Consider the following 21,953-nt stretch of genomic DNA (forward strand, 5'->3'; position numbering starts at 1 on the left):
AGCGCCGCGCAGGGGTTAAGCGGCCGAAGGCGGGTTAAATTTTTAGTCCTCGGGTTAAATCCAACGATCACGTCGCTGAGCTGGGGAAAGTTAAGCGCGAGTCCGGGTTAAGCGGGTTAAGCGAAGGGGCCCGGAAGCCTGGAGATGGAGTGTCCCGAGGGGATGTTCCTCTCTTAACCCGCGTCGTCCTCGTGGGTGACGCCGGCTGTGGCGATCTCCACCATGCGGCAACGGATGGTGATCGGATCGATGGGATAGCGGTTCTTCGACGAGGGCACCTTGACGCCGAGGAGGCCCAGTTCGCGCACCAGCTCCATCCGGTCGCGGAGTAGCGCGTAAGGGCGGTGCCGCGAGTACGCAGACTTCAAGGCAGCCAACGCCTGGGCGGCCGGAACCGGGTCGGCGCCGATCACATCGAGCAGGTCCGCCAGAAGGTCCCTCTCCTCGTCGTCAAAGGTGGCGTTGCCGAGGGCAGCCTTCTCCCTCAGCGCCACCGCCCGCGCCACGACCGAGCCCATCTCTGCGTACGGCACGTAGTAGGTGCGCAGCAGGCCGGCCTTGGCTTGGAAGCCGCTCGCCATGCAGGTGCCGATGTCGCCCGGCCCTTCCTCCGTCTTCGGCTCTAGGCCGACAGCGGAGATGCCCCTCTTGTACGAGCCGGTGCCGAGCACCGCGTCGTTCGAGGTCTGGTCGCCGATGGCGAAGCACGCCTTGTTGGAGATGACCGCCATCAGCTTGCGCGGCAGCGACGCCGACGACGGTTCCGGGGTGGCGAAGATCAGGGTGACGGCGTACTTTCGGGCCGCGCCCATCAGCTTCACACACAGCTCTTCGGCCTCCTCTCCGAACTCCTCGTTGAGGAACAGCGCCTGGCACTCGTCGATGACGATGATGCGCGGTCGTAGCCGCTCGTCCTTCTCTGCGAGTTCCCTGGTCACCATGGGGGCGCCGTGCTCCTGCAGCGCCTTGCCTCGCACGCTGAGTTCGGCGTACACCTCGCGCAGAAGGAACAGGCACGCTTCGACGACCTCGTCGCCCGGTCCCGTGAGCAGGGTCCGCAGGCGGGGTCGGAGCGGGTCGTAGTCGGCGTTCGTGGCGAAGACGAACACGTCGATCTCGACCAGGTAGTCGAGGATGGCCCCCAGCAGCAGCGTGAGGATCATCGTGGATTTGCCGGAGCCCATCATGCCGGCCAGCGCGTAGTTCTTCTGAAACAGCAGGCCGATGACGGTCTTGCCGCGAATGTTCCGCGACACGGGGACGCCCTCGAAGTAGTCGCCGACGCCGTCCTTCAGTAGCGGCCAGTCAGGCATCGGGCCGGTCAGCGATCCCTGGTCGGCGACCCACAGGTCCAGCACGCCGGGCTGCTTCTTGGGCTCGGTGGCCCACACCTCGACGGGCAGGCGTACGAGGTTGTGCGCGAGCACGGGCTTCTTCTGATTGATCATTTCTACGGTGACGCCCGGCGGCGGTTCAAGCTGGGTCCGGTACCCCTCACCGTCGCGCTGGGTCGGCAGCACGATCCGCGGCTTCCAACCCGCCTTGAAAGCCCTGTTCAGCGGGGCGATACCCAGGTGCTTCAGCGCGTTGATGATCGCTGACTCGTCGGGAATGACGTCCCGGCTGCTGTCGCTCTCTCGATCGTCGGCAACAAGCCACGTCGGCGTCTCACCCAGGCGGCGGCCTTCACGATGGCCTGCCCACGCCAGCAGCGGGACGAAGGCCACCACGAACACGGACCAGGCAACTCTGGTGGCACTGGCCAGCCATCGGAGGACGCCGCCGAACCACACCCACAGGTCCGTCCAACCTCCCGCGCCGGTCGCCCACACCACCGTGGCCGCCACGACCAGCAGCACCGGCACGGCCAGGAGGCAGCAGCAGGTGAGGATCGCCATCTTGAGCACCAGTAGCGGCAGCTTCATGAGCCGCTCGTAGCGGTCGTTCTTGGCTTCCTTCCGCTTTTCGATCCAGAACGCCAGCGCTTCGCGGTCGCCGGTGGCCTTCGCGATGCGGATCTGCTCGCGGATGTCTCCGCTGGTGAGGCCGTCTTTCGCGCGGACGATCCAGGAGTGCCAGCCCGCGAGAACGAGAGCGCCGTGCTGCGCGGCGGTGCGGGCACGCTTCCTGGTGGCGGGGGAGGGCCGCAGCACCGTCACCCGGTCGACCACCGCGGACGGCAGGCGGCTGGAGCGTTCGGGCACGTCGGAGACGATTTCGGCCTCGACGACTGCGGGCTCCACCTCGTGCTCCTGCCGGGGCTCCAGCTCGTCGTGGCGCTGCTCGTCTTCGGGCAGGGTCAGGCCGGGAGCGTCGTCGGCGTTGCGGACGATCTCCAACCTGCGGCGCGGGCTCTCGGTCAAGACGAGACCTCCTCCCTCAGCCAGACCGGGGTGCGGTAGACGCGCAGAGCACGGCCATCCAACGCGGACGCGGTGGCCAGGTGCACCGACAGGCAGGCGACCACGAAGGCGGCCACGTAGACGGCGAACCGTCCGGCGTTCCACAGCGTGTACAGCGGGAACGCGACCGCGACGGCGCCGAGCCAGTAGAAGGGGTGCCACCACTTCAAGGGACGCGGCTCGGCTGTGTCCTGGTCGTCGTCGGGCAGATCGACGATCGACGCCTGGATGAGCGCGAAGGCGGCCAGGAGCCAGACGGCAACGGTGACGATCGTGTTCATGACTGGTCTCCAGTCGGGGCGGCGGGGGCAGGGTGTGTGCCGTTCAGACGGGTCGGCTCGATCGGCGGGATGAGCGGCTCAGCGAGGCTGTTCTGACCCGGTGTCGGCACGGGCTCGGACGGCTGCGGTTCCTGTTCGCGCTTGACGTCGTCGATGACCTCTTGCGCCTCGCGGATCTCCAGCCCGAAGCGGTCCGACAGTTGACGCCGGCCGATGCCGCGGCGCCCGTTCTTGATGCTGTCGGCGTACGCCCACCGTGCCGCTTCGAACCGGTCGGAGGGGATGAGTTCGACGTCGACCTCGACGAGCTTCTCGACCTCGATCTCGCGGACCACCACCCGCTCCGGCATCTGTGTCGGGATGGCCTCGCGGATGGCCTTCAGGAGCCGCATGAACAACTCGACGGCGATCACCAGGACGAGGGCGGATGTGCCGCTGACCAGTCCGCCTTCGATCCCGGAGGCGAGTCCGTGGGCGGCGTTCCCGATGAGGGTTGCGACGATTCCCAGCCACAGCGCCGCACGTGCGAGAGGTGGAACAGGGATGCGGGAGCGGGTGCAGTACAGCATCACCAGCGACGCCATGATGATCAGCCCGTCGATGGCGAGGGGGAACAGGCGTGCCGTGTCTTCGGCCTCGCCGTAGCGCCTCCCAAGGGTGATCAGGTGGCGGTACGAGATGTAGAACGTGATGCCGATCAGAAGGACGAGGACGAGCCATGCAGCCGTCTTGATCCAACCGTCGCCGACCGGCTTCTCCGGCGCGACCTCGGGCTGGCACACGCCGGGGTCGGCGCGGTCGGCGTCAAGGCCCTCGGCGGGCTGGGTGGTGTTCAAGGCGTGCTCCTACGTGTCGGTGTCGTCGAGCTCGTCCGGCTCGGCGGGTTCGTCGGTGGCGGGCTGTAGGGCGGCGAGCATGGCGAGCTCCTCGGCGTTGAGGGCCGCTACAGCTCGGGCGAGCCGCCGGCGTCGCCGCTCTTCAGGGGTCATCGGGGGTGCTCCGTGTGTGGCCCCGTCCGCGGGGGCGCGATGGTTTGGATGCCAGGACACGTCCGCCGCGGACGGGGGAGTAGAAGGGGGTCAGCGCCGGACGCGGTACTTGGCCTCGCCGCGCTTGACCATGCCGGTGTTGCCGTCGCTGAACTCGATCCAGCGGCCTCGCATGAGGAGGCCGTCCTCGTCGCCGATGTCGTAGGCGTCGACCACGCGTGTGCCGTCTTCGAGGACGCCGCCTTTCTTCAGGTCGGCGGCGTCCACTTCACGAATCGCCATGTTGTTCACGTCCTTTTCGTCGTCTCGGGGGAGTAGGGTTGCCCGGCCGCCGCGGCGAGGGTTACCCCCCCGGGATGAGCGGCAGCCGGGCAGGTTCATCGCGCAGCCCTCCGACAGGAGCAGCGGCGGTTCGAACAGCGAGGGTCAGTGCAGGCGATCGTGTCGATCGCCGGGGCGCTCATGTAGCCGCGACGCTTGGGCTGGTGGACCATCCGGCTGGTGACCTCGTTGATCCGCTCCCGGATCTCGTCAGGGGTACGGGTCGTCATCGAGACACCACCTGACGAGGAACGCGCCGGTAGTCGGACAGCCGGACCACGTTGTCGGGCAGGACGGTGGCAGGGGCGATCTCCACGTCATTCGCTTCAAGAAGAAGCCCGACCTTGGCGGAGAGGACGGAAGCGTCCTCCAAGAGCGCGTGGAGCAGGTCTACGGGGACCGCGATGGTCTCCGGAGCTGTATGTGTCATGATGAGGGAGTCCTTCCGTCCTTGACCGGCCTGGAGGACATGCGGGCGGCCCGGATCGTGGAAGTGAGGGGCCGCCCGTCGCATGTCTGGGGCGATCGCGAGCGTCAGTAGGAAATCGCGCCCCATGACGGGAAATGCCGATGCGGATAAATCGCCCGACAAGTTCGCGGGGCTCTTCATGGATTGCCCTCCCTGGAACTGATAGGGCGTCGGCTCGGCTTTCAGGTCGTGCGAAGAGGCGTCGCGTCTAGGTCTACTGAGTTTCGCTAAGCGGTGTTAGCGTGTTGTGCTTAGACGGTAACGCGCCCTATGGGTGTCGTCAAGGCAGCTAAGCGCATCCGCTAAGACCTCTTAGTACTCAAACACCTCAAACAGGGACATAGATGTTCATTGATGCTGATGCGGTTCTTGATCTAGTAACTAGCTCAAACGATCCCGTCGAGCGAATCAAGAACGTAGGGGCCGCCCTCGTAGAGATCCAAAACCTGACGGCAGAGCTCGGCCGACTGCGACGCGAGGAGGTGGAGGAGTTGAAAGCGGCCGGCATGTCACAGAACGCCATCGCCAGGGCGATCGGGCTGACGAGCGCCAGGATGAGCCAGGTTATGAATAACGCCCCAGCCCCGGAGCGCGCTTTTTTCGGCGTAAAGATTGAGCCGATCATCGCGGCCGTCGCCGAGAAACGAGAGGCAGACAAGCCGAAGCCAGGCCCCGTGATTTCCATCGACGACATGCAGGCATACGACGGCCTGCGCAACCTAGTCGCAGACCTCGGATTGACGTCGACCTATGAAGTGGTAAGACCGCCCGGCAATATATGGCTCAACCGAAACGGACTCGTCGTCATTTGCGGACCTCGTCACTCATCTCTCATTGAGCAGGTGCTGGGATCTGACGACAAGCTCTCGTTCGAAAAGGACGACGCCGGATGGCACCTGGTGGACCATGTCGAAGGCGTTGCCTACCGCTCGCCGGAAGACTCCGACGAGCCAGGCGACATCGCCTATCTCGGTCGCCTGCCGCGGCCTGACGGCAAAGGGTATTTCCTGTACCTCGCTGGCATCCACGCCGCCGGCGCCGCAGGGGTCGTCCACTACCTCGGCAACGAACTGGCCAGCCTGTACCGGGAGGTCCGCAACCGCAGGTTCTCGACCCTGATCCAGTGCCGCTACGACCCGGAAACCCATACGATCATCTCCAGCGAAAGGATCACGCCGGTCTACAAGCATGAAGGATGACGTTGCATATCGCGTTCGAGACGGTCGCTGGTTCCCCTGATCGAGTCAACGAGGATTGGGCGGCGGCCAGCCCGAACGCCGTGATCGTCCTTGACGGAGTGACCGCGCCTCGCGTGGCAAGCCGGGGATGCCGCCACCCTGTTGCCTGGTTCACGCAGCAGCTCGGTGTGCGTCTGCTCATGCTGCTCGACGACGACCTGGACATGCCAGACGCACTCGCCAAAGCGATCGACCAGGTTGCCGAGCTACACCGGAACTCCTGTGACCTGGAGAGTCCCGGTGTTCCGGCAGCGGCTGTTGCCATGATCCGCAAGCGCGGGGATGGCACGCTGGACTATCTCGTGCTGGCTGACACGGTGATCGTTTTGGACACCGACACGGAGATGCGAGTGGTGTCGGATTCGCGCGTGGAGCATGCCGCGCCAGAGGAGCTCGCCGCCACCAGAGAAGAAGCCATCGGCACGCCTGAGCATCAAGCAGCGGTAGCACGAATGTCGGTCGAGCAGTTGAAGAAGCGCAACGTGCCAGGTGGCTACTGGGTGGCAGCCGCAGAACGGGAAGCAGCGTTCAACGCCCTCGTCGGCCACGTGCCGGTAGAGCGGGTTCGGCGAGTGGCGATACTCACCGATGGAGCCAGCCGGGCGGTGGACACCTTCAACGAGATGGACTGGGCGGCCTGCCTCGACTACCTCCAGGAACACGGACCGCGAGGCCTCATTCAGCATGTTCGCCGCATCGAGCAGACTGACCCCGCTGGCGCGAGATGGCCGCGGTTCAAGGTGTCAGACGACGCCACGGTGGCCATCGTGGAGATGTAACTGGTGGATGGAATGGGGGCATGAAACCCATCGCCTGACCTTCTTTCACGCTCTACCTTTGGAGCATGGACCCCACAGAGAGTGATCACTTCGCCACGATCACGACCCCCGCCGGAAGCGTCGTCCACTTCCCGTTCCTCACTGGACAGGAAGCGGGCCAGATCGCCCAGCAGTATGGCCCTCCAACCGAGCCGCTCCCGCCCCACATCGAAGCGGGCAAGGATAAGCAGCCCTGCGGGAAGTGCGGGGGCCAGGGACACTGGTACGAGACCGTGGAAGTCGAGAGCCCGTCCGGGAGCAAGGTCACCACGCAGAAGCGGGTCAACTGCCGGACCTGCGGCGGCACTGGAAGCATCCCCAAGTAGATCGGCCCCGTCTCCGAGAGGAGGCGGGGCCGCGGTCGCGTTGAGGCGTCTATCGTTCGCAGACCACGCCGTCGCCGTCGCGGTCCTGGTACCAGGAGTACTCGGGGTCTACGCCCTTCCTGTACGGGCCGTAACCGTTGCGGTTGGCTTCGGCGCAGGTGCCGTAGCGCGGATCGTTCCCGGAGGGCGGGTCGCTCTCCGTCGGCGTCGGCTTTGGCGTCGGGGTGGGATTGCTGCCGCCTCCGTCGCACTTACCGGACCAGATGCGCAGCCGCTCCTTCTTCGCCTTGGCCTGCTCGGCGAGCATGACCTTGATGTACTTGTCGTTAGGCTTGTACAGGGCAGCTTTGCCGTATCCGTATCTGATGAGGTTCCTGTTGACGTGCACGCCCTTGGCGTTGAACGCGTAGTACAGCCAGCGCCCGTACCTGTCCTTTGGCGCCTTGTCGGCGAGCGGGTAGACCGCCTTACCGACCGGGAGCAGAGCGGCGGTACGGGCGGTCGCGGTCTTGAACCAGCACTGGCCGCGCTCCGGGGTGTCCACCTCTAAGAGCCGGACCCGTAGTTTTTTGCCGCCGCGCATGACGTCGATCGTGTCGCCGTCCACGATTTTCACGACCTTGGCCGACACCGTGCCCTTCGGAAGGCCCGGGGGAGCGGCATACGCCGGCGCCGCGATGGCAAGCGGGGCGAGGACGGCGGCGGCTGTGAGGGTGGTGGCCGTGCATGAGCGTACGCGCATGGCGTGACTCCAGAGACTGAAGATGTGGACGGGGGTAGGACGCCCGAGAGGCTGGCGAGGTGTACAGCCGTGCGCCGCCGCTGTGCTCAGCTATCCGTTGGCTGCCGTTGGATGCCGAGTTGTTCCAGCGGTCCGAACTCTTTCTCGACCCAGCCGAGTCGGCCGCTGGCGGCGCCGTTCAGCAACTCGATCACTGGCTCGTTGGTTTTCGGGTCGGTGCGTCCGCTGTCCATCCACAAGCGGCCTTCGCGGTCCATCCATGCCCAGGCGACGTTGGAGCTCATGGCGCGTCTCCGGTCCAGATGGACAGCCCGCGGTCCTCGTCGCTGCGGCCCTGGGATGCCTCCCACGCCCACACCTTGACCCGGTTGCGCGTGGCTTCCTGTGTCAGCTCGGTCTCGGTTGCGGCCCGGACCTCTTGCACGCATCCGTAGTCGAGAGCGTTCTGGGGCAGCTTCTGAAAGAGACGGGCGTGGAAGCCGTCTCCGTCTGCCCACGTCTCGTACTGCAGCAGACCGCGGGGTTGGGAAGGCTGCCCATTGTCCGTAGGGTTGTCCATAGTCGGACCTCCACCCGTCCGATCAAGGCCCCTGCCAGGTGGTTGCACGCCTGGCGGGGGCCATCTTTATGTGCGCATCAGTGTGGCACGTCAAGGTGTCTTAAACCATCCCTACGTGCATTACAGAGCCCCTACGTGTACCTATGTTTGCCCTGGTACACCCAGCCATCGTTGATCGCATGCATCCGAGTCGATCGAAGTGGCGGCAGGCATACGCGGCCATCTGCGACCGGATCCGCACCGGCGAGCTCGCCCCCGGCGACAGGGTGCCGACCGTGCACGAGCTGATGACCGAGTGGGGCATGTCCAACACCGTCGCCCAGAAGGTGCATCGGGCCTTGCGCGAAGCGGGGCTAGTGGAGACGGAGCCCGGTACGGGCAGCTACGTGCTTGAGGGCGCCGCGGAGAAACTTCAGGCGGCCGGCGAGGACGACGGCTGAGTCTGCGACCTTGCCATGTCCGGAACGCGATTACCTGACCAGGGCACGCTAGGTCATGACCGGGCATGCCCTGTCTCACCGGATCAGGCGCGGGCATGCCCTCTTACGGTCGGCTCCATGATCGAGTGGGCGCCGGACGAGACAGTGTGGGAGCAGCTCTATACGATTCTGCGCGAACGCATCGAAACCGGTACTTATAAGCCACGGATGCCGCTGCCGTCGATAACCCACCTAGAGCAGGAGTTTGGGGTGGCCAGAGGGACGGTCCGGAAGGTATTGGGCAAGTTGAAGGATGACGGCTACCTTCGGGCGATTCCAGGCAAGGGGACCTTTGTCGTGCCTCGAACGCAGTAACCGGACAGCGCTCACGCCCCAGCCTCAACCGCTGGGGCGTTTTGATGCCCGGCGTCCGTTGTCACCCTCCGTCTTTACGTAACCCATGACGTTTGGGCCCACGCAAGTTCGACGAAGTGAAGCCAAAGGTCCGCGTCTGACATGGCATACCGACGACCCGCACACACTCGCTCGACGCGCCCCGACGCGGCTTCCCGGCCGGCACGTGCCGAATCACGCACTCCGCCCGCGCATGCCGAGCGGAGGACGCGCTCAACTCATGTCGCCGTGGGCACGCGTCCGGCCGATGCCAGCCTGAACGGCGGGCTCGCACCGGCGGGTGGGGATGGCACGGACATTGTGGGCTTCCGATGACATACGCCGATACGGACGGTGACGAGCGCAAGCACGCCTGGCCTCTTTCGCTCCCTGCCGTAGCAGCCTGGGCCAGTGCCCTGATCCTCCTCGGCTGCACCGCTTTCGCCGGCATGATCGTGGCAATGTCCGCAGCCCTCGGCGCCTCCGCCGTAGCGTGGTGGACCCGCACACCCGCCAGGCCGACCACCCAGTGTGACACGCGCCTGCCATTCCGATGGAGTGCGTGGCGTTCGCGCTCGCCAGCCCCGGCAACAGCATGGCGCAACGCCACCATAGCCACACTGGTCTGCGCAGCGGCGACCTCGGCATCGGTCGCCTTCCGAGTCCAGGCCCTGACCACCGGACCGACGGCCGAACTGGCGGCAAGGGGCTCGTCCATCACCGCCCAGATCGCCCTGACCGACGATCCCAAACGCCGGCCGCACCGAGGTGGGCACTTCAACCAGGAGAGCTACGTCATCCCGGCCACCCTGAAGGTCATTCGACTCGCCGGGAGCAGGCAAGCCGTCAACGTCCCGATCACCGTCTTCGCCAGCGGACGCCACTGGAGTGCCTTGCTCCCCAGCCAGCACCTTGAAGTCACCGGCCGCCTGGCAGAACCGACCCCCGGCGACCTGGTTGCAGCCATCCTCTTGGTCCGGGGCGCACCACGAGTCCTGACGCCACCGTCCCAACTCCAGACGGTCGCAGGCAGCCTGAGATCCGGCCTGCGAGCCGCTGCGGACACCCTTCCCCCGGACCAGCGCGGCCTCCTCCCGGGCCTGGTCGTCGGCGACGTCTCACGCATGGATCCCCAGGTGGCATCCGACCTCAGGGAATCCGGGATGAACCACTTGCACGCGGTGAGCGGGGCAAACCTGGCCATCGTCGCAGGCGCGGCCCTCGCGATCTCCCGCCTCGTCGGCCTCTCCCTGCCCATGAGAGCGGGCTTCGCCGCCCTCGCGATGCTCGCGTTCGCCGTGGTGGCCCGCCCCTCCCCGAGCGTTCTGCGAGCCCTCCTCATGGGCTTGGTGGCGGCCGTCGCCCTCGGTACAGGCCGCGCAAGGGACGGCCTGGCGGCTCTGTCGGCAACGGTCCTCCTGCTGATGCTGTTCGCGCCCGAGCTGGCTCGCTCGTACGGCTTCGCCCTCTCGGTCGCGGCCACCGCAGGCATCCTCATCCTCGCCCCACGCTGGCGCGACCACCTCTCACCCACAGAGAACGAGGGCGACGAGTCCGAGCATGAACGGGAGACGAAGGGCGAGGACCGCAACCAGCGCCAGGTACACCAGCGGCACCAGAGCCCAGGCCACCGCCAGAACCCAGCTCAGAGCCGTGATGGGGCACCGCAGGGCGGTTCCGGGCGGCCGTACCGGCTCCCGCGATGGATGGCCGAGGCGGTGGCGGTGCCGGCGGCGGCCCAGGTGGCGGTGACTCCCGTGCTGGTGCTGATGTCGGGACAGTTGACGCCCGTGGCGGTGCTCGCCAACCTGCTCGTGGCACCGGCGGTGGCCCCCGCGACCCTGCTCGGGTTCGGCGCCGCACTCATCGCACCCCTATGGCCCGATGCCGCGAGCCTCCTGGTCATCCCGGCCGGTTACGCCGTCGGCTGGATCATCGCGGTCGCCCGCTGGGCGGTGAACCTCCCCTTCGCCACCGTGCCGTGGCCCAGCGGCCTCCTGGGGCTCGGCCTGCTCGGGCTCACGGTGGCGATCGCGATCCCCATCCTGCGCCGCCGGGCCTGGCGAGTGCTCGCGTTGACGGCTGCCGGCGCCGCGCTGGTGGCGGTGTTGGTGGTCCGCCCCATCACCGGGCCCTGGCCGCCCAAGGGATGGCTGATGGTGATGTGCGACGTCGGGCAGGGCGACGGGCTGGTCGTCGCGGCCGGACCAGGGCGGGGCGTCGTCGTGGACACCGGACCCGATCCGATCGCCATGGACCGGTGTCTGCGCAGCCTCGGCGTAGATGACGTACCGCTGCTCGTCCTCACGCACCCGCATGCCGATCACGTGGACGGCCTCCCCGGCGTCCTCAGGAACCGGCGCGTCGGCGCCGTGGTCGTCAGCCCGCACCAGACCGGCGCCGGAGCCGCCGACCGGATCTCGGCCACGTTGGCGCAGCGCCGGATACCCGAATGGGTGGCCGGACCGGGCAGCCGCTGGCGGTTCGGCCCATCGGAGCTGACCGTGCTCGCCCCCGATCCCGCCATGAGCGAGATGCACGGGCATGGGGAGGGCAGCGAGATCAACAACTCCAGCGTGGTCCTCCACGTACGCTGGCGTCCCGGCTCGATCCTGCTCAGCGGTGACCTGGAGACGGAAGCCCAGGACGATCTGCTGCACCGGGCCGGCATACGAGCGGACATCCTCAAAACCCCGCACCACGGATCGAACAGGCAGTCACCCGCCTTCCTGTCGTCCGTCGGGGCGCGAGCGGCGTTGATCAGTGTGGGCGCCGACAACGACTACGGTCATCCGGCCCCGTCCACGCTCGCCCTCCTGCGGCGGCTCGGCGCGGCCACCTACCGCACCGACCAGTCAGGAGATCTTGCTGTGGTGGAGCGGGATGGGGGATTGGCGGTGGTTCCGCGCGGGCCGTAGCCACCGGCTCTGGTGTCTCGGACAAATAAGAGGTACGCCAAACCCGTACTGAGGGTGGGCGGGTCATTCTCTTGAATACCAGGTTGTCGGCGGCGCATGGCATGCTGCCAGGCATGGCGGGAACCGATCCAGCACCTGTGACCTTGGTGCTCGGCGATGAGGAATTGCTGGCCGAGCGGGCGGCGAGTGGCATCGTCGCGGCGGCGCGGGCCGCTGATCCGAGTGTCGAGACGCACGACCTCGTGGGGAGCAAGGTGACGACCGGTGAGCTGACGCAGCTGACCTCCCCCTCGCTCTTCGGCGATCGGTCCGTGGTGGTGATCCGCTCGGCGCAGGATCTGGCGAAGGACGTGATCAACGAGATCGTGGCCTACGCCAAGCAGCCGTCCGACGACACCGCGCTCGTGCTGATGCACCCGGGTGGGGTGAAGGGGAAGGCACTGGTCGATGGGGTGAAGAAGGCCAGGGCCGCGATGATCACGATCAACAAGGTCACCAAGGCGGGGGAGCGGCTGGAGTTCGTCAAGGGGGAGATCAAGCGGGCCGGTCGTGGCATCTCCGGGGACGCCGCGCAGGCGTTGCTCGATGCCGTCGGCAACGATCTGCGGGAGCTGGCGGCGGCGTGCAGCCAGCTGGTGTTCGACACCGAGGACAAGACGATCGGCGCGGCGGCCGTGGCGCGCTATCACAAGGGGCGGGCCGAGGTCACCGGGTTCAACGTGGCCGACTCGGCGATCGAGGGGCGGCTGGCCGACGCTCTGGAGCAGTTGCGGTGGGCGCTCGGCACCGGAGTCGCTCCGGTGCTGCTGGTGAGCGCGCTGGCCGGTGGGCTGCGGTCGCTGGCCAAGGTCGGCAGCGCGCCGCGCAACCTTCGGGGCGGGCAGTTGGCGAGCCATGTGGGCATGCCGCCGTGGAAGGTCGATCGGGTGAAGCGGCAGCTGAACGGGTGGGGGCCGGAGGGGTTGTCGAGGGCGATCCAGGCCGTGGCCGACGCGGACGAGCAGGTCAAGGGCGGGGGAGCCGATCCGGCGTATGCGTTGGAGCATACGGTGCAGGTCATCGTGGCCAGCCGGACAGGGCGGTAGCACGGCGGCCGTGGCGGCGGCCAGCTGTACGGGGCGGTAGCCGGGTGCCTCCAGATTCGGCGGCTGCGTGGTGGTGGCCGATCGGACGGGGCGGTGGTCGGGCGGAGCGTCCTCCCAGGGGATTCTGGTGGGAGGATCACGAGAGGCGGCGTCCCTCCTGCGCGGTCAGGTGAGGGCGGCCTCGCTGACCACGCCGTCGCTGATCTCCAGCACGCGATCGGCCAGCGTGATCAGGCTCGGGTCATGGGTGGCGACCAGGGCCGTGACCCCCTCGTTCCGTACGAGCGCCCGCAGCAGCTCCATGATCTGCCGCCCCGTCTGCGAGTCCAGCTGCCCCGTCGGCTCGTCGGCGACGAGCAGGCGCGGCCGGTTCGCCAGCGATCTGGCGATCGCCACCCGCTGCCGCTGCCCGCCCGACAGCTCGTACGGCCGCTGGTTGGCGTGCTGTTCCAGCTCCACCAGGGCGAGCAGCATCCGCACTCGCGGCTCCCGCTCCTCCACCGGCATCCGCACCAGCCGCATCGGCACCCCCACGTTCTCGGCCGCCGACAGCACGGGGATCAGCCCGAACGACTGGAACACGAATCCCACCACGTCCCGGCGCAGCTCCAGCAGCGCTTCCTCGGACATCGCGGTGACCTCGTGCCCGGACACGACCACGCGCCCCGCGTCCGGCCGGTCCAGGCCGCCGATCTGGTTGAGCAGGGTGGTCTTGCCAGACCCGGACCGCCCCCTGACGGCGACCAGCTCGCCGGGGAACACGGAGAACGACACGTCACGCAGCGCCACGACCTCCTTGGGCCCGGTCCGGTAGACCTTGCGCAACCCTTCCACCACGACCAGGGGCGAATCAGTCATTCGAGGGCTCCTCTCGGGCGGGCCACACACCGATGTGGTCGGATTCGAGCTCCAGGCGCACCCGGCGCTCCATGTGGAGGGCGTTCATGAAGTCGCGGGGAAGCTGCAGCCGTCCCACCCGGTCGAGCACGGCGTACTCCTCGGCGATGATCTGCCCCTCGGCGTCCTCGCGCCGGAGCGTCTCGCTGCTGGTACGCCCGTCGCGAATGCCCACGGTCCGGTCCACCTGCTCCGACACGAGCGGATCGTGCGTCACGATGACCACGGTCACTCCCAGCTCCCGGTTGGCCGTCCGCAGCGCCTGGAAGACCAGCTCCGACGTCTCGCTGTCCAGCTCGCCCGTCGGCTCGTCGGCCAGGATGAGCTGCGGGGAGTTGGCCAGGGCGACGGCGATGGCGACACGCTGCTGTTCGCCGCCCGATATTTCGGGAATCTTCCGGCCGGCGCAGTAGTCCACGCCCAGCAGTTCCAGGAGCTCCATGGCCCGGCCCTTCCGGGCGCCGCCGGCCAGCTTCATCGGCAGCTCGACGTTCTCCCGGGCGGTCAGGTACGGCAGCAGGTTCCGCGCCGTCTGCTGCCAGATGAACCCGACCACGGACCGCCGGTACCGCAGCCTGTCCTTGGGGCTCATCGACAGCAGGTCCATGCCCGCCACCCTGGCCACCCCCGCCGTCGGCACGTCCAGCCCGGACAGCACGTTGAGCAGCGTCGACTTCCCCGACCCCGACGCACCGACGATGGCGACCAGCTCGCCCTTGTCGATCACGAGATCCAGCCCCTGCAACGCGACGACCTCGACGCCCTCGGTCTTGTAGATGCGGACCAGGTTGTCGCACACGATGTGCGCGTCACCGCCGAACGCGGCCTTCTTCCGCGCGGCCCTGGCTTCGAGCTCGGACAAGGTCGGGTTCACGACTGGCTCCCCTTCACGACAGGTCTCCCACTCGGAGTGCGGCGCCGAGGTTGCGACGGCGGCCGATGGCGGTGTGCGCGTACGCGCCGAGCACGGCCACGACGGCCAGCCCCGCCGCCAGTGCCGTCGGCGTGAGCAGATCGGGCGAGTAGTCGCCGACGGGCAGGCCGCCGGCGTACGAGGACACGTCCACGCCGGGCCCGAGCGCGGCCGGCAGCGCCAGCCCCAGGCCGAACCCGACCAGCGCGGTGACCAGGACCATGGGCAGCACCTCCAGCACGGTCAGCCGCTGGGCCTGCCGGTCGGACAGCCCGAGCGTACGGAGGAACGACACCGCCCTGGCCCGGTCGGCGGCCCCGGCGACCAGCGACAGGACGACCGCGACCAGCGCGTACAGCCCCAAGGCCACCGTCACGATGAGCAGCGTGGACCGGACCGAGCTCGTGAGCGGATCGTCCCGGATGGCGGCCAGCGCCTGCTCCTGGGACTCCACGGTCGCCGACGGGACCAGCCGCGCCAGCTCGGCCGGCGCCGCGTCGCCCCTGATCAGCAGCGTGTTCACCGCGGGCCGGGTCAGCACGTCCAGGGGCATCACGATGAACTTCCCGCTGGAGTAGAACCCGGGGACCGAGTCGATCACACCCTGGGTGGTCAGCTTCACCCGCGACTGCCACCCGATCTCGAACGTCCCCCGCCCCCGCAGCTCCGGCGAGACCAGCGCGGACGCGCTGCCCGACAGCGTCGGCAGGCCGACGGGCGCGTCTCCTACGACCTGCCGCCACTGCGCCAGGTCCACCGCGATGGCCTCGGCCCGCTCGGCGGCGTACCCGACCTGCACCCGGCCCGTCTGCGCGACCACCACCTGCTCCACCCCGGCGGCCGCGCGCACCCGCTCGATGGCGTCGGCCGGGATCTCGACGGTGGACGTCATCTTGATCGGCGCGCCCACCCGCTGCCAGGACGCCAGCCGCTGCGTGGCGGCGATCCCGTCGGAGATCACCGCCGCGAACACCGACACGCCGAGCGCGGGCAGCAGGATGAGCACAGGCAGCGCGCTGGCGGAGCGGGCCCTGGCCGCCCTGGTCAGCCCCAGGAACGGCACGGCCGCCCGCCCCCGCGCGGCCAGCCGGACGAGCAGCCGCAGCGGGTACGGGTAGCAGCGCAACGTGATCAGCGCGGCGGCCAGCGTCAGCGCGACCGGCACCAGCAAGAGGAACGGATCCTGGGACAGCCCGCGCGCACGCAGCAGGTACGCCCCCGCCAGCGCGAGCACGACGACCAGCACCTCCAGCGTGACCCGCCGCGCGGACGGCCGGGCGGCGGCCACGTCGTCGCGGCGCTCGTGCAGCGGCGTGCGATGCGCGACCGCCGGCCGCGCCGCCGCGAAGGCCACAGCGGTCACGACCACGACCGCCGGCCCGAGATGCACGATCGGCAGTGCAGGCCCCGGCACGAGGAACGAGACCGCGTACCCGGCCAGGGCCGCGGGCCCCACCGCGAAAACGGTCAGCGCCGCTCCGGCGCCCGCCACCTGACGCAACGACCCGCCACGCGCCCGGGCCAGCGCCAGCGAGTGCTCCATCCGGTCGGTCAGCAGCCGCACGCCCAGCACGATCACGCCGAGCGCGACCGCGAGCAGCCCGCCGAGCACCAGGTACATCACGGTCTGCGCGGTGCCCAGCGCGGTGCTGAAGTCGCCGAGCACCTTGGGCAGCCCGGTCTCCAGGTGGTGGGGGGCGGTGATCGACGACTGCAGTGCCACCACCCGCTCGAACTCGCTGATCGCCGCGCCGACCTCGGGCACGGCCAGCGCGCTCGCCGCCCCGCCGCCGACCGGCAGCACCCAGCGGTAGTACAGGTTGCGCCCCTCGCCGCTGAGCGCGGCCAGCCCCTCGTCGGACATCAGCGTCGTGATGTGGAACTCGAATTCCATCTTGCCCGGCGGCGGCAGCCGCGTGACGTGCAGGATGTCGGCGTTGTGACTCCAGTAGCGGTCGCCCGGGTCCCTGGCCTTGAAGGCACCGACGATCTTCACGGCCACGTGGTCGCTCTCGCCGAGCGTCTTGACCTGGCCGATCCGGAGGTCCATCTCGCGCAGGGCCTCCTCCACGACGCCCACCTCGATCAGCGGGATCGTCTCGCCCTCGTGCCGCGTCGTGGAGGGCCTGCCGGGCACCCTGCCCTGCACCCAGTCCACACGCCGCCCGGCGTCGGACAGCCAGCCGAGGTTGATGTACGTCTGGCCACCGGTCCCGGTGACGGGCGTGAGGGCGGTCTTGGCGCTCATGTGGCCGACCGGCAGGACCAGCGGCCGCAGCGCCGGCGGCAGGTTCTCGCGCCAGCTGCGGTCAGCGGAGGTGAACTGGCCGCGTTCGTGCAGGTCCGTCTCCTGGAAGCGCGACTCCATGGTCACGGTCAGGTCGGCCTGCACGGCGGGGGCGGCGGCCAGCGACCGGCGCAGTGCCTCGTCGAACGACGCCTGCGTCGTCCTGGGCAGCCCTGAGACGAGCAGGCAGGCGACCGACGTCAGCGCGAAGAGCACGGCCAGCGTGCCTGCGTGTACCCGGGCCAGCAGCGCGATCCTCACCGGTCCTCCAAGACTTGCCCGCGCCGCAGGTGACGTGCCAGCCCGGCGACGATCGCGAACAGCACCCCGGCCACCAGCGCCAGCATCGCGGCCGTGGCCGCCCACGGGATGTCGAGCAGCACGCCTGGCGTGACCGCCGAAGCCTGCCCGGTCAGCACGATGTGCGGCACCACCAGCGCGCCGACGGCCACGGCGAGCCCGGTGCCGGCCGCCAGCGACAGCCCGATGACGAACGCCTGCTCGATCGCCAGCAATCCGAACACCTGCCGGGAGCTCGTCCCGAGCGCCCGCAGGATCGCGAACTCGGCCGTCCGCTCCCGCGCCGCGACCGCCGCGTTCACCAGGAACCCGAGCACCGCGAACATCAGCGCCGCGGCGAACCCCAGCATCAGCGCTCCCTGCAGCCCGCTGGCCAGCGGGTCGTCCTGGAGTGCGGCCGCCAGCTCGCGCTGGTCGACGGCGGTCACGTCCCAGTCGGGTTCGGCGCGGAGCGCCGCACGCGCCGCGGCGGTGTCGCCGGCCGCGAGCCACCACTCCGTGGCCGGCCTGGGCTGCTGCGCCGCGGCCAGCTCCGACGCCTGCAGCGTCCCCCAGTCGGCGAGCACGGCCTGCTGCCCGGGGGCGGTCGTCGGCATGCTCTCCACGATGCCCACCACCCTCACCTGCAGGACGCGGCGGTCGATGCTGGCCCGTCCGGCCTGCCCGACGCCCAGCTTGAGCGAGGCGGCCAGGTCGGCGGTGAGCACCACGGGCAGTGGCCCCGGCTCGGGCAGCGGCGCGAAGGCGGCCACGGTCGGCCGCGTCCCGTTCACCTCCATCGACAGTGCCGGCGCCGGCAGGTCCCGGCCGTCGACGCTCAGCCCGGTCAGCGTCAGGGTGGCGCTGCCCTCCGGCGCGCCCGCGACGAGCCCGCGCAGCGACAGCGGGTACGTGATCTTCCCGGACCGCCCGGCCAGCGACCGCAGGTCGAGCTCGATCCGGTTGCCGCCCTTCCGCAGCACGCCGAGCGGCAGGTCGCGCCAGACGCCCAGCGCGTCGGACAGCACCAGCCGCAGCGGCAGCTCGGCGTCCGCCTCGGCCCGCAAGGTGAGCGTGACCGGCTGTCCGGGGAGGTCCAGCTTGCCCGCCCGGTTCCCGGCCAGCGCGCGCGACATCTCCGCGATCGGCTGCGCCGACAGGTCGGGACGCAGCCGGAACAGCTCGCCGAGCTTGGCCGCGTCGAGGCCGAGCAGCAGCGCGCTCTCGCCGCTCACCTCGCTCTGCCCGCGGAAGGCGGGGGAGGCCGCGGTGACGCCGGGCAGCGTGGTGAACGCCGTGCCGCGCCCGAACGCCCCCAGCTCGGGCCCGTCCGGCGGCCCCGACAGCCGCAGATCGGTCCCGGCCTGGTGGCGGGCCTGGTCGAGCTGCGAGGCCCGCCAGGTGGACGCGGTGGCCATGGACACGATGCCGATCGCGATCGCCATGGTCAGCAGCAGCGCGGGGCCCGCGTACTTGAGCGGTCGCCGGCTCACCTGCCAGGCCCCGAGCGCCGGGGCGAGCGTGGGCCGCCTGGCGGTCAGCCGCTCGGCCAGCCGCGACACGCGCGGCACCAGCCGCAGCCCGAGCATGCCGCCCGTGAGCAGCGCCAGCGCTGGCCCGGAGATGATGAGCGGGTCGATGCCGAGCCCGCCCGCCGCCGTCGCGGTGACCGGCGCGCCGTAGCGCTGCAGCTGCCAGATCGCCAGCCCGGCCACCACCAGCAGCGCCAGGTCCGCACCGGCCCGCTCGGCCAGCCCGCGCCCGCCGCCGCGGCCGCGCGCCGATTGCTCCTCCACATAGGTACGCCGCGCGCCCGCCACGGCCGGCAGCACCAGCAGCACGCCCGAGGCCAGGGCCACGCCGAACGACACGAGGAACGTGCCAAGATCGGCCGTCGGCGCGAGGCGTACCCCCGAGGACCTGATCCACGGAAGCTGGCTGACCAGCGCCAGCAGCGGCGGGCCCAGGAACGGCGCGACGACCGCGCACGGGACCGCCACCAGCATCGCCTCGCCCCCCGCCAGGGCGGCCAGGCGCACCGTGCCCGCGCCGCGCGAGCGCAGCAGCGCCACCTCCATGCGGCGGTGGTCGGCGAGCAGCCGCGCGGTGAGCATCAGCGCGTACGCGGCCAGCAACAGCAGCTGCAGCACGGGGATCAGCATGGTGGAGCGGGCCACCAGGGACGCGGTGCCGAGCTGGGTGAGGATCTCGGGCAGGCGGCTGGCTGCCACGCAGTTCGCGCAGCCGGCCGCCTTCAGCCGCTCGCCCACCCGGCCGATGGCGCCCGCCAGCGGGCGGAGCCGCTCGGGCGTCAGCGTGCGCAGGTCGGGCACCGCGCTCCAGGTGGCGTTCACGCTGGTGGCGAAGCGCCCGAGGAACGTCTCCCGCGCCACCATCAGCGGCCCGTACGTGGAGAACTCGCCGCGCTCGACGCCCCGGCCGAGCAACTGCTCGCCCGCCCAGCGCTCGCCGGCCGGGTCGTCGAGCTGGAAGACGCCGACGACGCGGACCGTGACCGGGCGCGGGTCGAGCCGGCCCTTCGTGGTGAACTCCCGGCCGACCTCGAACCCGGTCGCCGAGGCCGCCGACAACGAGATCGCCGCCTCGATCGGGGACTCGCCTGCCCGCGGCCACGTGCCGGAGACGAGCTTGGCGTGCCGGTCGAGGCCGTCGTAGCTGCCGAACCTCAGCAGCTCCGGCTGCTCCTTGCCGTCCTGTCCCGGCATGACGTAGGAGTCGGAGCGGAAGCTGGTGGTGACGGCGGGGACCGTGGTGTACGCCCTGGTGAGCTCGTCGCGAATCGCCCGGTCGTAGGTGGGGAAGGTCTCGGCGGTCACGGGGGCGCTGATGGTGGCGGCCGTCTGGCGGTACGAGGCCGTCTCCATCGCCCTGCGGACGCCGGCGTCGGCGATGGAGGAGGCGTACATGGTCAGGGCGACCAGCGTGGTGGTCGCCAGCAGGATCGACCCGAACGCGGCCACGAGGAGCAGCGGTTCGCTGAACGCCCTTTTGACGACCAACGGCCCCCGCATCCGTCCCCCTTCACCCGTTTAGTGCACCTTCCGGGAGAGGCCGGACCGAGGGCAAGGTGATCTTTGGAACGGTGACGGACCCGATACGCCCATGTGATATCGAAACTGTGACAAAAGCTGCGCAAAACAAGAACGCCGCACCCCTAGGGGGCACGGCGTCTGTTCTGCCAGGCCTTACTTGGCGGCCAGCGCCGAGGCCTGCTTGGCGATCGATGACTTGCGGTTGGCGGCCTGGTTCTTGTGGATGACGCCCTTGCTGACGGCCTTGTCCAGCTGGCGGGAGGCAACCCGCTGCAGGGCCACGGCCTGCTCGACGTCGCCCTGCTCCGCGGCCTCGCGGAACCTGCGGACGGCAGTCTTCAGAGAGGACTTGACGGCCTTGTTGCGCAGACGAGCCTTCTCGTTCTGCTTGTTGCGCTTGATCTGGGACTTGATGTTCGCCACGAAGAAGCCTCGGTGAAAGTCTGGTGATGGATGGGGCGCGCGGGCTCGAGAGAGGGCGCGCCACACGCAGTTGAACAGGTTACCAATAATCCAGGCGGCTGCTCAAATCAACGGCCTGGGCGAATGAGTCTGTTCTCTATCAGTGTACGGTCATCCAGCGGGTCATGTACTCCTGCCAGTCCTCTTCGGTGGCCGCGAAGTCGACATAGAGGGCGAGACCGTAGCGTTCACGGGGGCCGTGGTCCGACAGGGCCAGCCGGGCGCCCTCGGCGGCCATCGCGACGCTCTCGGCGGCGTCCAGCCACGGTACGCCGTGGTCGTGATAGGCCGGGGCGCCGATGAGCAGGGACTTCTCCGCGGGGACCAGGTCCAGGGCCAGCCGGGCCTGCCGGGCCGCGTAGCCGCCGTAGAGGGACTGTGACGGCGTGAACGAGTCGTAGGTCATGACGGCGACCTGGTCCACCCGGTTCACGACCTCACTGAAGTAGCCCTCCGACCAGTACTTGTCATGGTTGAGGAGCAGGCGCGCCGCCGGGCGCATCAGGGGATACGGCTCGATCTGCGGGACCGAGGTGGACAAGAGCTTGGTGTGTCGCCTGGTCCGCTCCAGCAGGTCCAGGAACTCGGTGTCGCCGTCGCCGATGGGCTCGAAGTTGTAGTGGATGCCGTCGTAGCCCTGCTTCATGATGGCGGCGACGCCGGCCAGGACGTTCTCCCGGGACTCGGGGTCGTCGAGGTCGAGGGAGCCGTTGACCTTCTGGCCGAGCCAGGCGGAGACGCGGACGGCAGGGAGCTGCTTACGCATCCATTTCATGAAATTTCCGGCGTTGGGGTATTTGGCGGGATCTAAGCGTCCGTCCTTCCCGAAGGGGCCCGAGTGGACGTACACATCCTTCACACCCGTGGTGCGCAGCCGTACGGCGAGCTGCTCGACGTCGCGCTCCGTACGGCGGCCGTCCACCCACATGTGGCCCAGCCAGAGGGCGTCGTTGCCGGTGCTCTTCGCCCAGGCCGCCGGGGCACCGGTAAACTGGAGGCGGAGCGCGGCGGCGAGCAGGCCGACCAGCGCCAGCACGATGGCCAAGGCAAGCGCGAGCAGGCGCAGGCCGCGGCGGATGACGGTCCTGGTATTCACCGGGGC

Annotated in this window: 22 protein-coding genes; 7 read left to right on the plus strand and 15 right to left on the minus strand. The window is 69.2% G+C overall.

The features are described from left to right. Positions 1 to 173: 173 nt before the first annotated feature. The 6 genes from EJK15_RS03820 to EJK15_RS03840 all read right to left on the minus strand — a co-directional run bounded on the left by EJK15_RS03820 (position 174) and on the right by EJK15_RS03840 (position 4,603). Positions 174 to 2,363, minus strand: coding sequence for a hypothetical protein (locus EJK15_RS03820; RefSeq protein ID WP_138708949.1), 2,190 nt, complete (start codon positions 2,361 to 2,363; stop codon positions 174 to 176). Continuing rightward, positions 2,360 to 2,683 carry a hypothetical protein gene (locus EJK15_RS03825; RefSeq protein ID WP_138708950.1) on the minus strand — a complete coding sequence of 108 codons (324 nt, stop codon included), beginning with the start codon at positions 2,681 to 2,683 and terminating at the stop codon, positions 2,360 to 2,362. Before EJK15_RS03825 ends, EJK15_RS03820 begins: the two co-directional genes overlap by 4 nt. Further along, positions 2,680 to 3,519, minus strand: coding sequence for a DUF2637 domain-containing protein (locus tag EJK15_RS03830; protein ID WP_138708951.1), 840 nt, complete (start codon positions 3,517 to 3,519; stop codon positions 2,680 to 2,682). Before EJK15_RS03830 ends, EJK15_RS03825 begins: the two co-directional genes overlap by 4 nt. A 9-nt stretch (positions 3,520 to 3,528) precedes the next feature. Further along, positions 3,529 to 3,672, minus strand: coding sequence for a hypothetical protein (locus tag EJK15_RS70165; protein ID WP_171074099.1), 144 nt, complete (start codon positions 3,670 to 3,672; stop codon positions 3,529 to 3,531). A gap of 90 nt (positions 3,673 to 3,762) precedes the next feature. After that, positions 3,763 to 3,954 carry a hypothetical protein gene (locus EJK15_RS03835; RefSeq protein ID WP_138708952.1) on the minus strand — a complete coding sequence of 64 codons (192 nt, stop codon included), beginning with the start codon at positions 3,952 to 3,954 and terminating at the stop codon, positions 3,763 to 3,765. A 265-nt stretch (positions 3,955 to 4,219) separates the two neighbouring features. Further along, complete coding sequence (locus tag EJK15_RS03840) at positions 4,220 to 4,603, minus strand: hypothetical protein (RefSeq protein WP_138708953.1); 384 nt, start codon at positions 4,601 to 4,603, stop codon at positions 4,220 to 4,222. A gap of 203 nt (positions 4,604 to 4,806) precedes the next feature. On the opposite strand from EJK15_RS03840, the gene EJK15_RS03845 reads away from it, so the two are divergent. From EJK15_RS03845 to EJK15_RS03855, 3 genes are all read left to right on the plus strand, one after another. Beyond that, on the plus strand, positions 4,807 to 5,661 hold the full coding sequence (locus tag EJK15_RS03845) for a helix-turn-helix domain-containing protein (protein WP_138708954.1): 855 nt from the start codon (positions 4,807 to 4,809) through the stop codon (positions 5,659 to 5,661). Then, positions 5,658 to 6,479, plus strand: a complete 822-nt coding sequence (locus tag EJK15_RS03850; RefSeq protein ID WP_138708955.1) for a protein phosphatase 2C domain-containing protein — start codon at positions 5,658 to 5,660, stop codon at positions 6,477 to 6,479. Before EJK15_RS03845 ends, EJK15_RS03850 begins: the two co-directional genes overlap by 4 nt. 65 nt (positions 6,480 to 6,544) lie before the next feature. Beyond that, complete coding sequence (locus EJK15_RS03855; RefSeq protein ID WP_138708956.1) at positions 6,545 to 6,844, plus strand: hypothetical protein; 300 nt, start codon at positions 6,545 to 6,547, stop codon at positions 6,842 to 6,844. A gap of 49 nt (positions 6,845 to 6,893) precedes the next feature. Here the strand turns inward: EJK15_RS03855 and EJK15_RS03860 are convergent, their stop codons facing one another. The 3 genes from EJK15_RS03860 to EJK15_RS03870 form a co-directional block, all read right to left on the minus strand. Continuing rightward, the gene (locus EJK15_RS03860; RefSeq protein WP_138708992.1) at positions 6,894 to 7,586 is read right to left on the minus strand and encodes a thermonuclease family protein; all 693 of its coding nucleotides are present in this window, start codon (positions 7,584 to 7,586) and stop codon (positions 6,894 to 6,896) included. A gap of 86 nt (positions 7,587 to 7,672) precedes the next feature. Further along, complete coding sequence (locus tag EJK15_RS03865) at positions 7,673 to 7,870, minus strand: hypothetical protein (RefSeq protein WP_138708957.1); 198 nt, start codon at positions 7,868 to 7,870, stop codon at positions 7,673 to 7,675. Beyond that, the gene (locus EJK15_RS03870) at positions 7,867 to 8,145 is read right to left on the minus strand and encodes a hypothetical protein (RefSeq protein WP_138708958.1); all 279 of its coding nucleotides are present in this window, start codon (positions 8,143 to 8,145) and stop codon (positions 7,867 to 7,869) included. The genes EJK15_RS03865 and EJK15_RS03870 overlap by 4 nt, the downstream gene beginning before the upstream one ends. A 179-nt stretch (positions 8,146 to 8,324) precedes the next feature. On the opposite strand from EJK15_RS03870, the gene EJK15_RS03875 reads away from it, so the two are divergent. The 4 genes from EJK15_RS03875 to holA all read left to right on the plus strand — a co-directional run bounded on the left by EJK15_RS03875 (position 8,325) and on the right by holA (position 12,960). Further along, entirely contained in the window at positions 8,325 to 8,585 is a 261-nt protein-coding gene (locus tag EJK15_RS03875; RefSeq protein ID WP_138708959.1) for a GntR family transcriptional regulator, read from the plus strand. Between the two features lie 117 nt (positions 8,586 to 8,702). Beyond that, the gene (locus EJK15_RS03880; RefSeq protein WP_138708960.1) at positions 8,703 to 8,939 is read left to right on the plus strand and encodes a GntR family transcriptional regulator; all 237 of its coding nucleotides are present in this window, start codon (positions 8,703 to 8,705) and stop codon (positions 8,937 to 8,939) included. A gap of 479 nt (positions 8,940 to 9,418) precedes the next feature. Continuing rightward, entirely contained in the window at positions 9,419 to 11,875 is a 2,457-nt protein-coding gene (locus tag EJK15_RS03885; RefSeq protein WP_138708961.1) for a ComEC/Rec2 family competence protein, read from the plus strand. Positions 11,876 to 11,988: 113 nt separating this feature from the next. Then, the gene (gene holA, locus EJK15_RS03890) at positions 11,989 to 12,960 is read left to right on the plus strand and encodes a DNA polymerase III subunit delta (protein ID WP_138708962.1); all 972 of its coding nucleotides are present in this window, start codon (positions 11,989 to 11,991) and stop codon (positions 12,958 to 12,960) included. Positions 12,961 to 13,125: 165 nt separating this feature from the next. On the opposite strand, the gene EJK15_RS03895 is transcribed toward holA, so the two are convergent. The 6 genes from EJK15_RS03895 to EJK15_RS03920 all read right to left on the minus strand — a co-directional run bounded on the left by EJK15_RS03895 (position 13,126) and on the right by EJK15_RS03920 (position 21,947). After that, positions 13,126 to 13,818, minus strand: a complete 693-nt coding sequence (locus tag EJK15_RS03895; RefSeq protein ID WP_138708963.1) for an ABC transporter ATP-binding protein — start codon at positions 13,816 to 13,818, stop codon at positions 13,126 to 13,128. Further along, positions 13,811 to 14,731, minus strand: coding sequence for an ABC transporter ATP-binding protein (locus tag EJK15_RS03900; protein ID WP_138708964.1), 921 nt, complete (start codon positions 14,729 to 14,731; stop codon positions 13,811 to 13,813). The genes EJK15_RS03895 and EJK15_RS03900 overlap by 8 nt, the downstream gene beginning before the upstream one ends. Positions 14,732 to 14,744: 13 nt before the next feature. Further along, positions 14,745 to 17,318 (minus strand): FtsX-like permease family protein, encoded by a 2,574-nt coding sequence (locus EJK15_RS03905; RefSeq protein WP_138708965.1) that lies wholly within the window; start codon positions 17,316 to 17,318, stop codon positions 14,745 to 14,747. Beyond that, positions 17,315 to 20,368, minus strand: coding sequence for an ABC transporter permease (locus EJK15_RS03910; RefSeq protein ID WP_138708966.1), 3,054 nt, complete (start codon positions 20,366 to 20,368; stop codon positions 17,315 to 17,317). Before EJK15_RS03910 ends, EJK15_RS03905 begins: the two co-directional genes overlap by 4 nt. 174 nt (positions 20,369 to 20,542) lie before the next feature. After that, positions 20,543 to 20,812, minus strand: a complete 270-nt coding sequence (gene rpsT, locus EJK15_RS03915) for a 30S ribosomal protein S20 (RefSeq protein WP_138708967.1) — start codon at positions 20,810 to 20,812, stop codon at positions 20,543 to 20,545. A gap of 139 nt (positions 20,813 to 20,951) precedes the next feature. Continuing rightward, on the minus strand, positions 20,952 to 21,947 hold the full coding sequence (locus EJK15_RS03920) for a glycoside hydrolase family 18 protein (protein ID WP_138708968.1): 996 nt from the start codon (positions 21,945 to 21,947) through the stop codon (positions 20,952 to 20,954). Positions 21,948 to 21,953 lie beyond the last annotated feature (6 nt).

It is taken from the genome of Nonomuraea basaltis (genome assembly GCF_005893125.1).
Classification (GTDB): Bacteria; Actinomycetota; Actinomycetes; order Streptosporangiales; family Streptosporangiaceae; genus Nonomuraea; species Nonomuraea basaltis.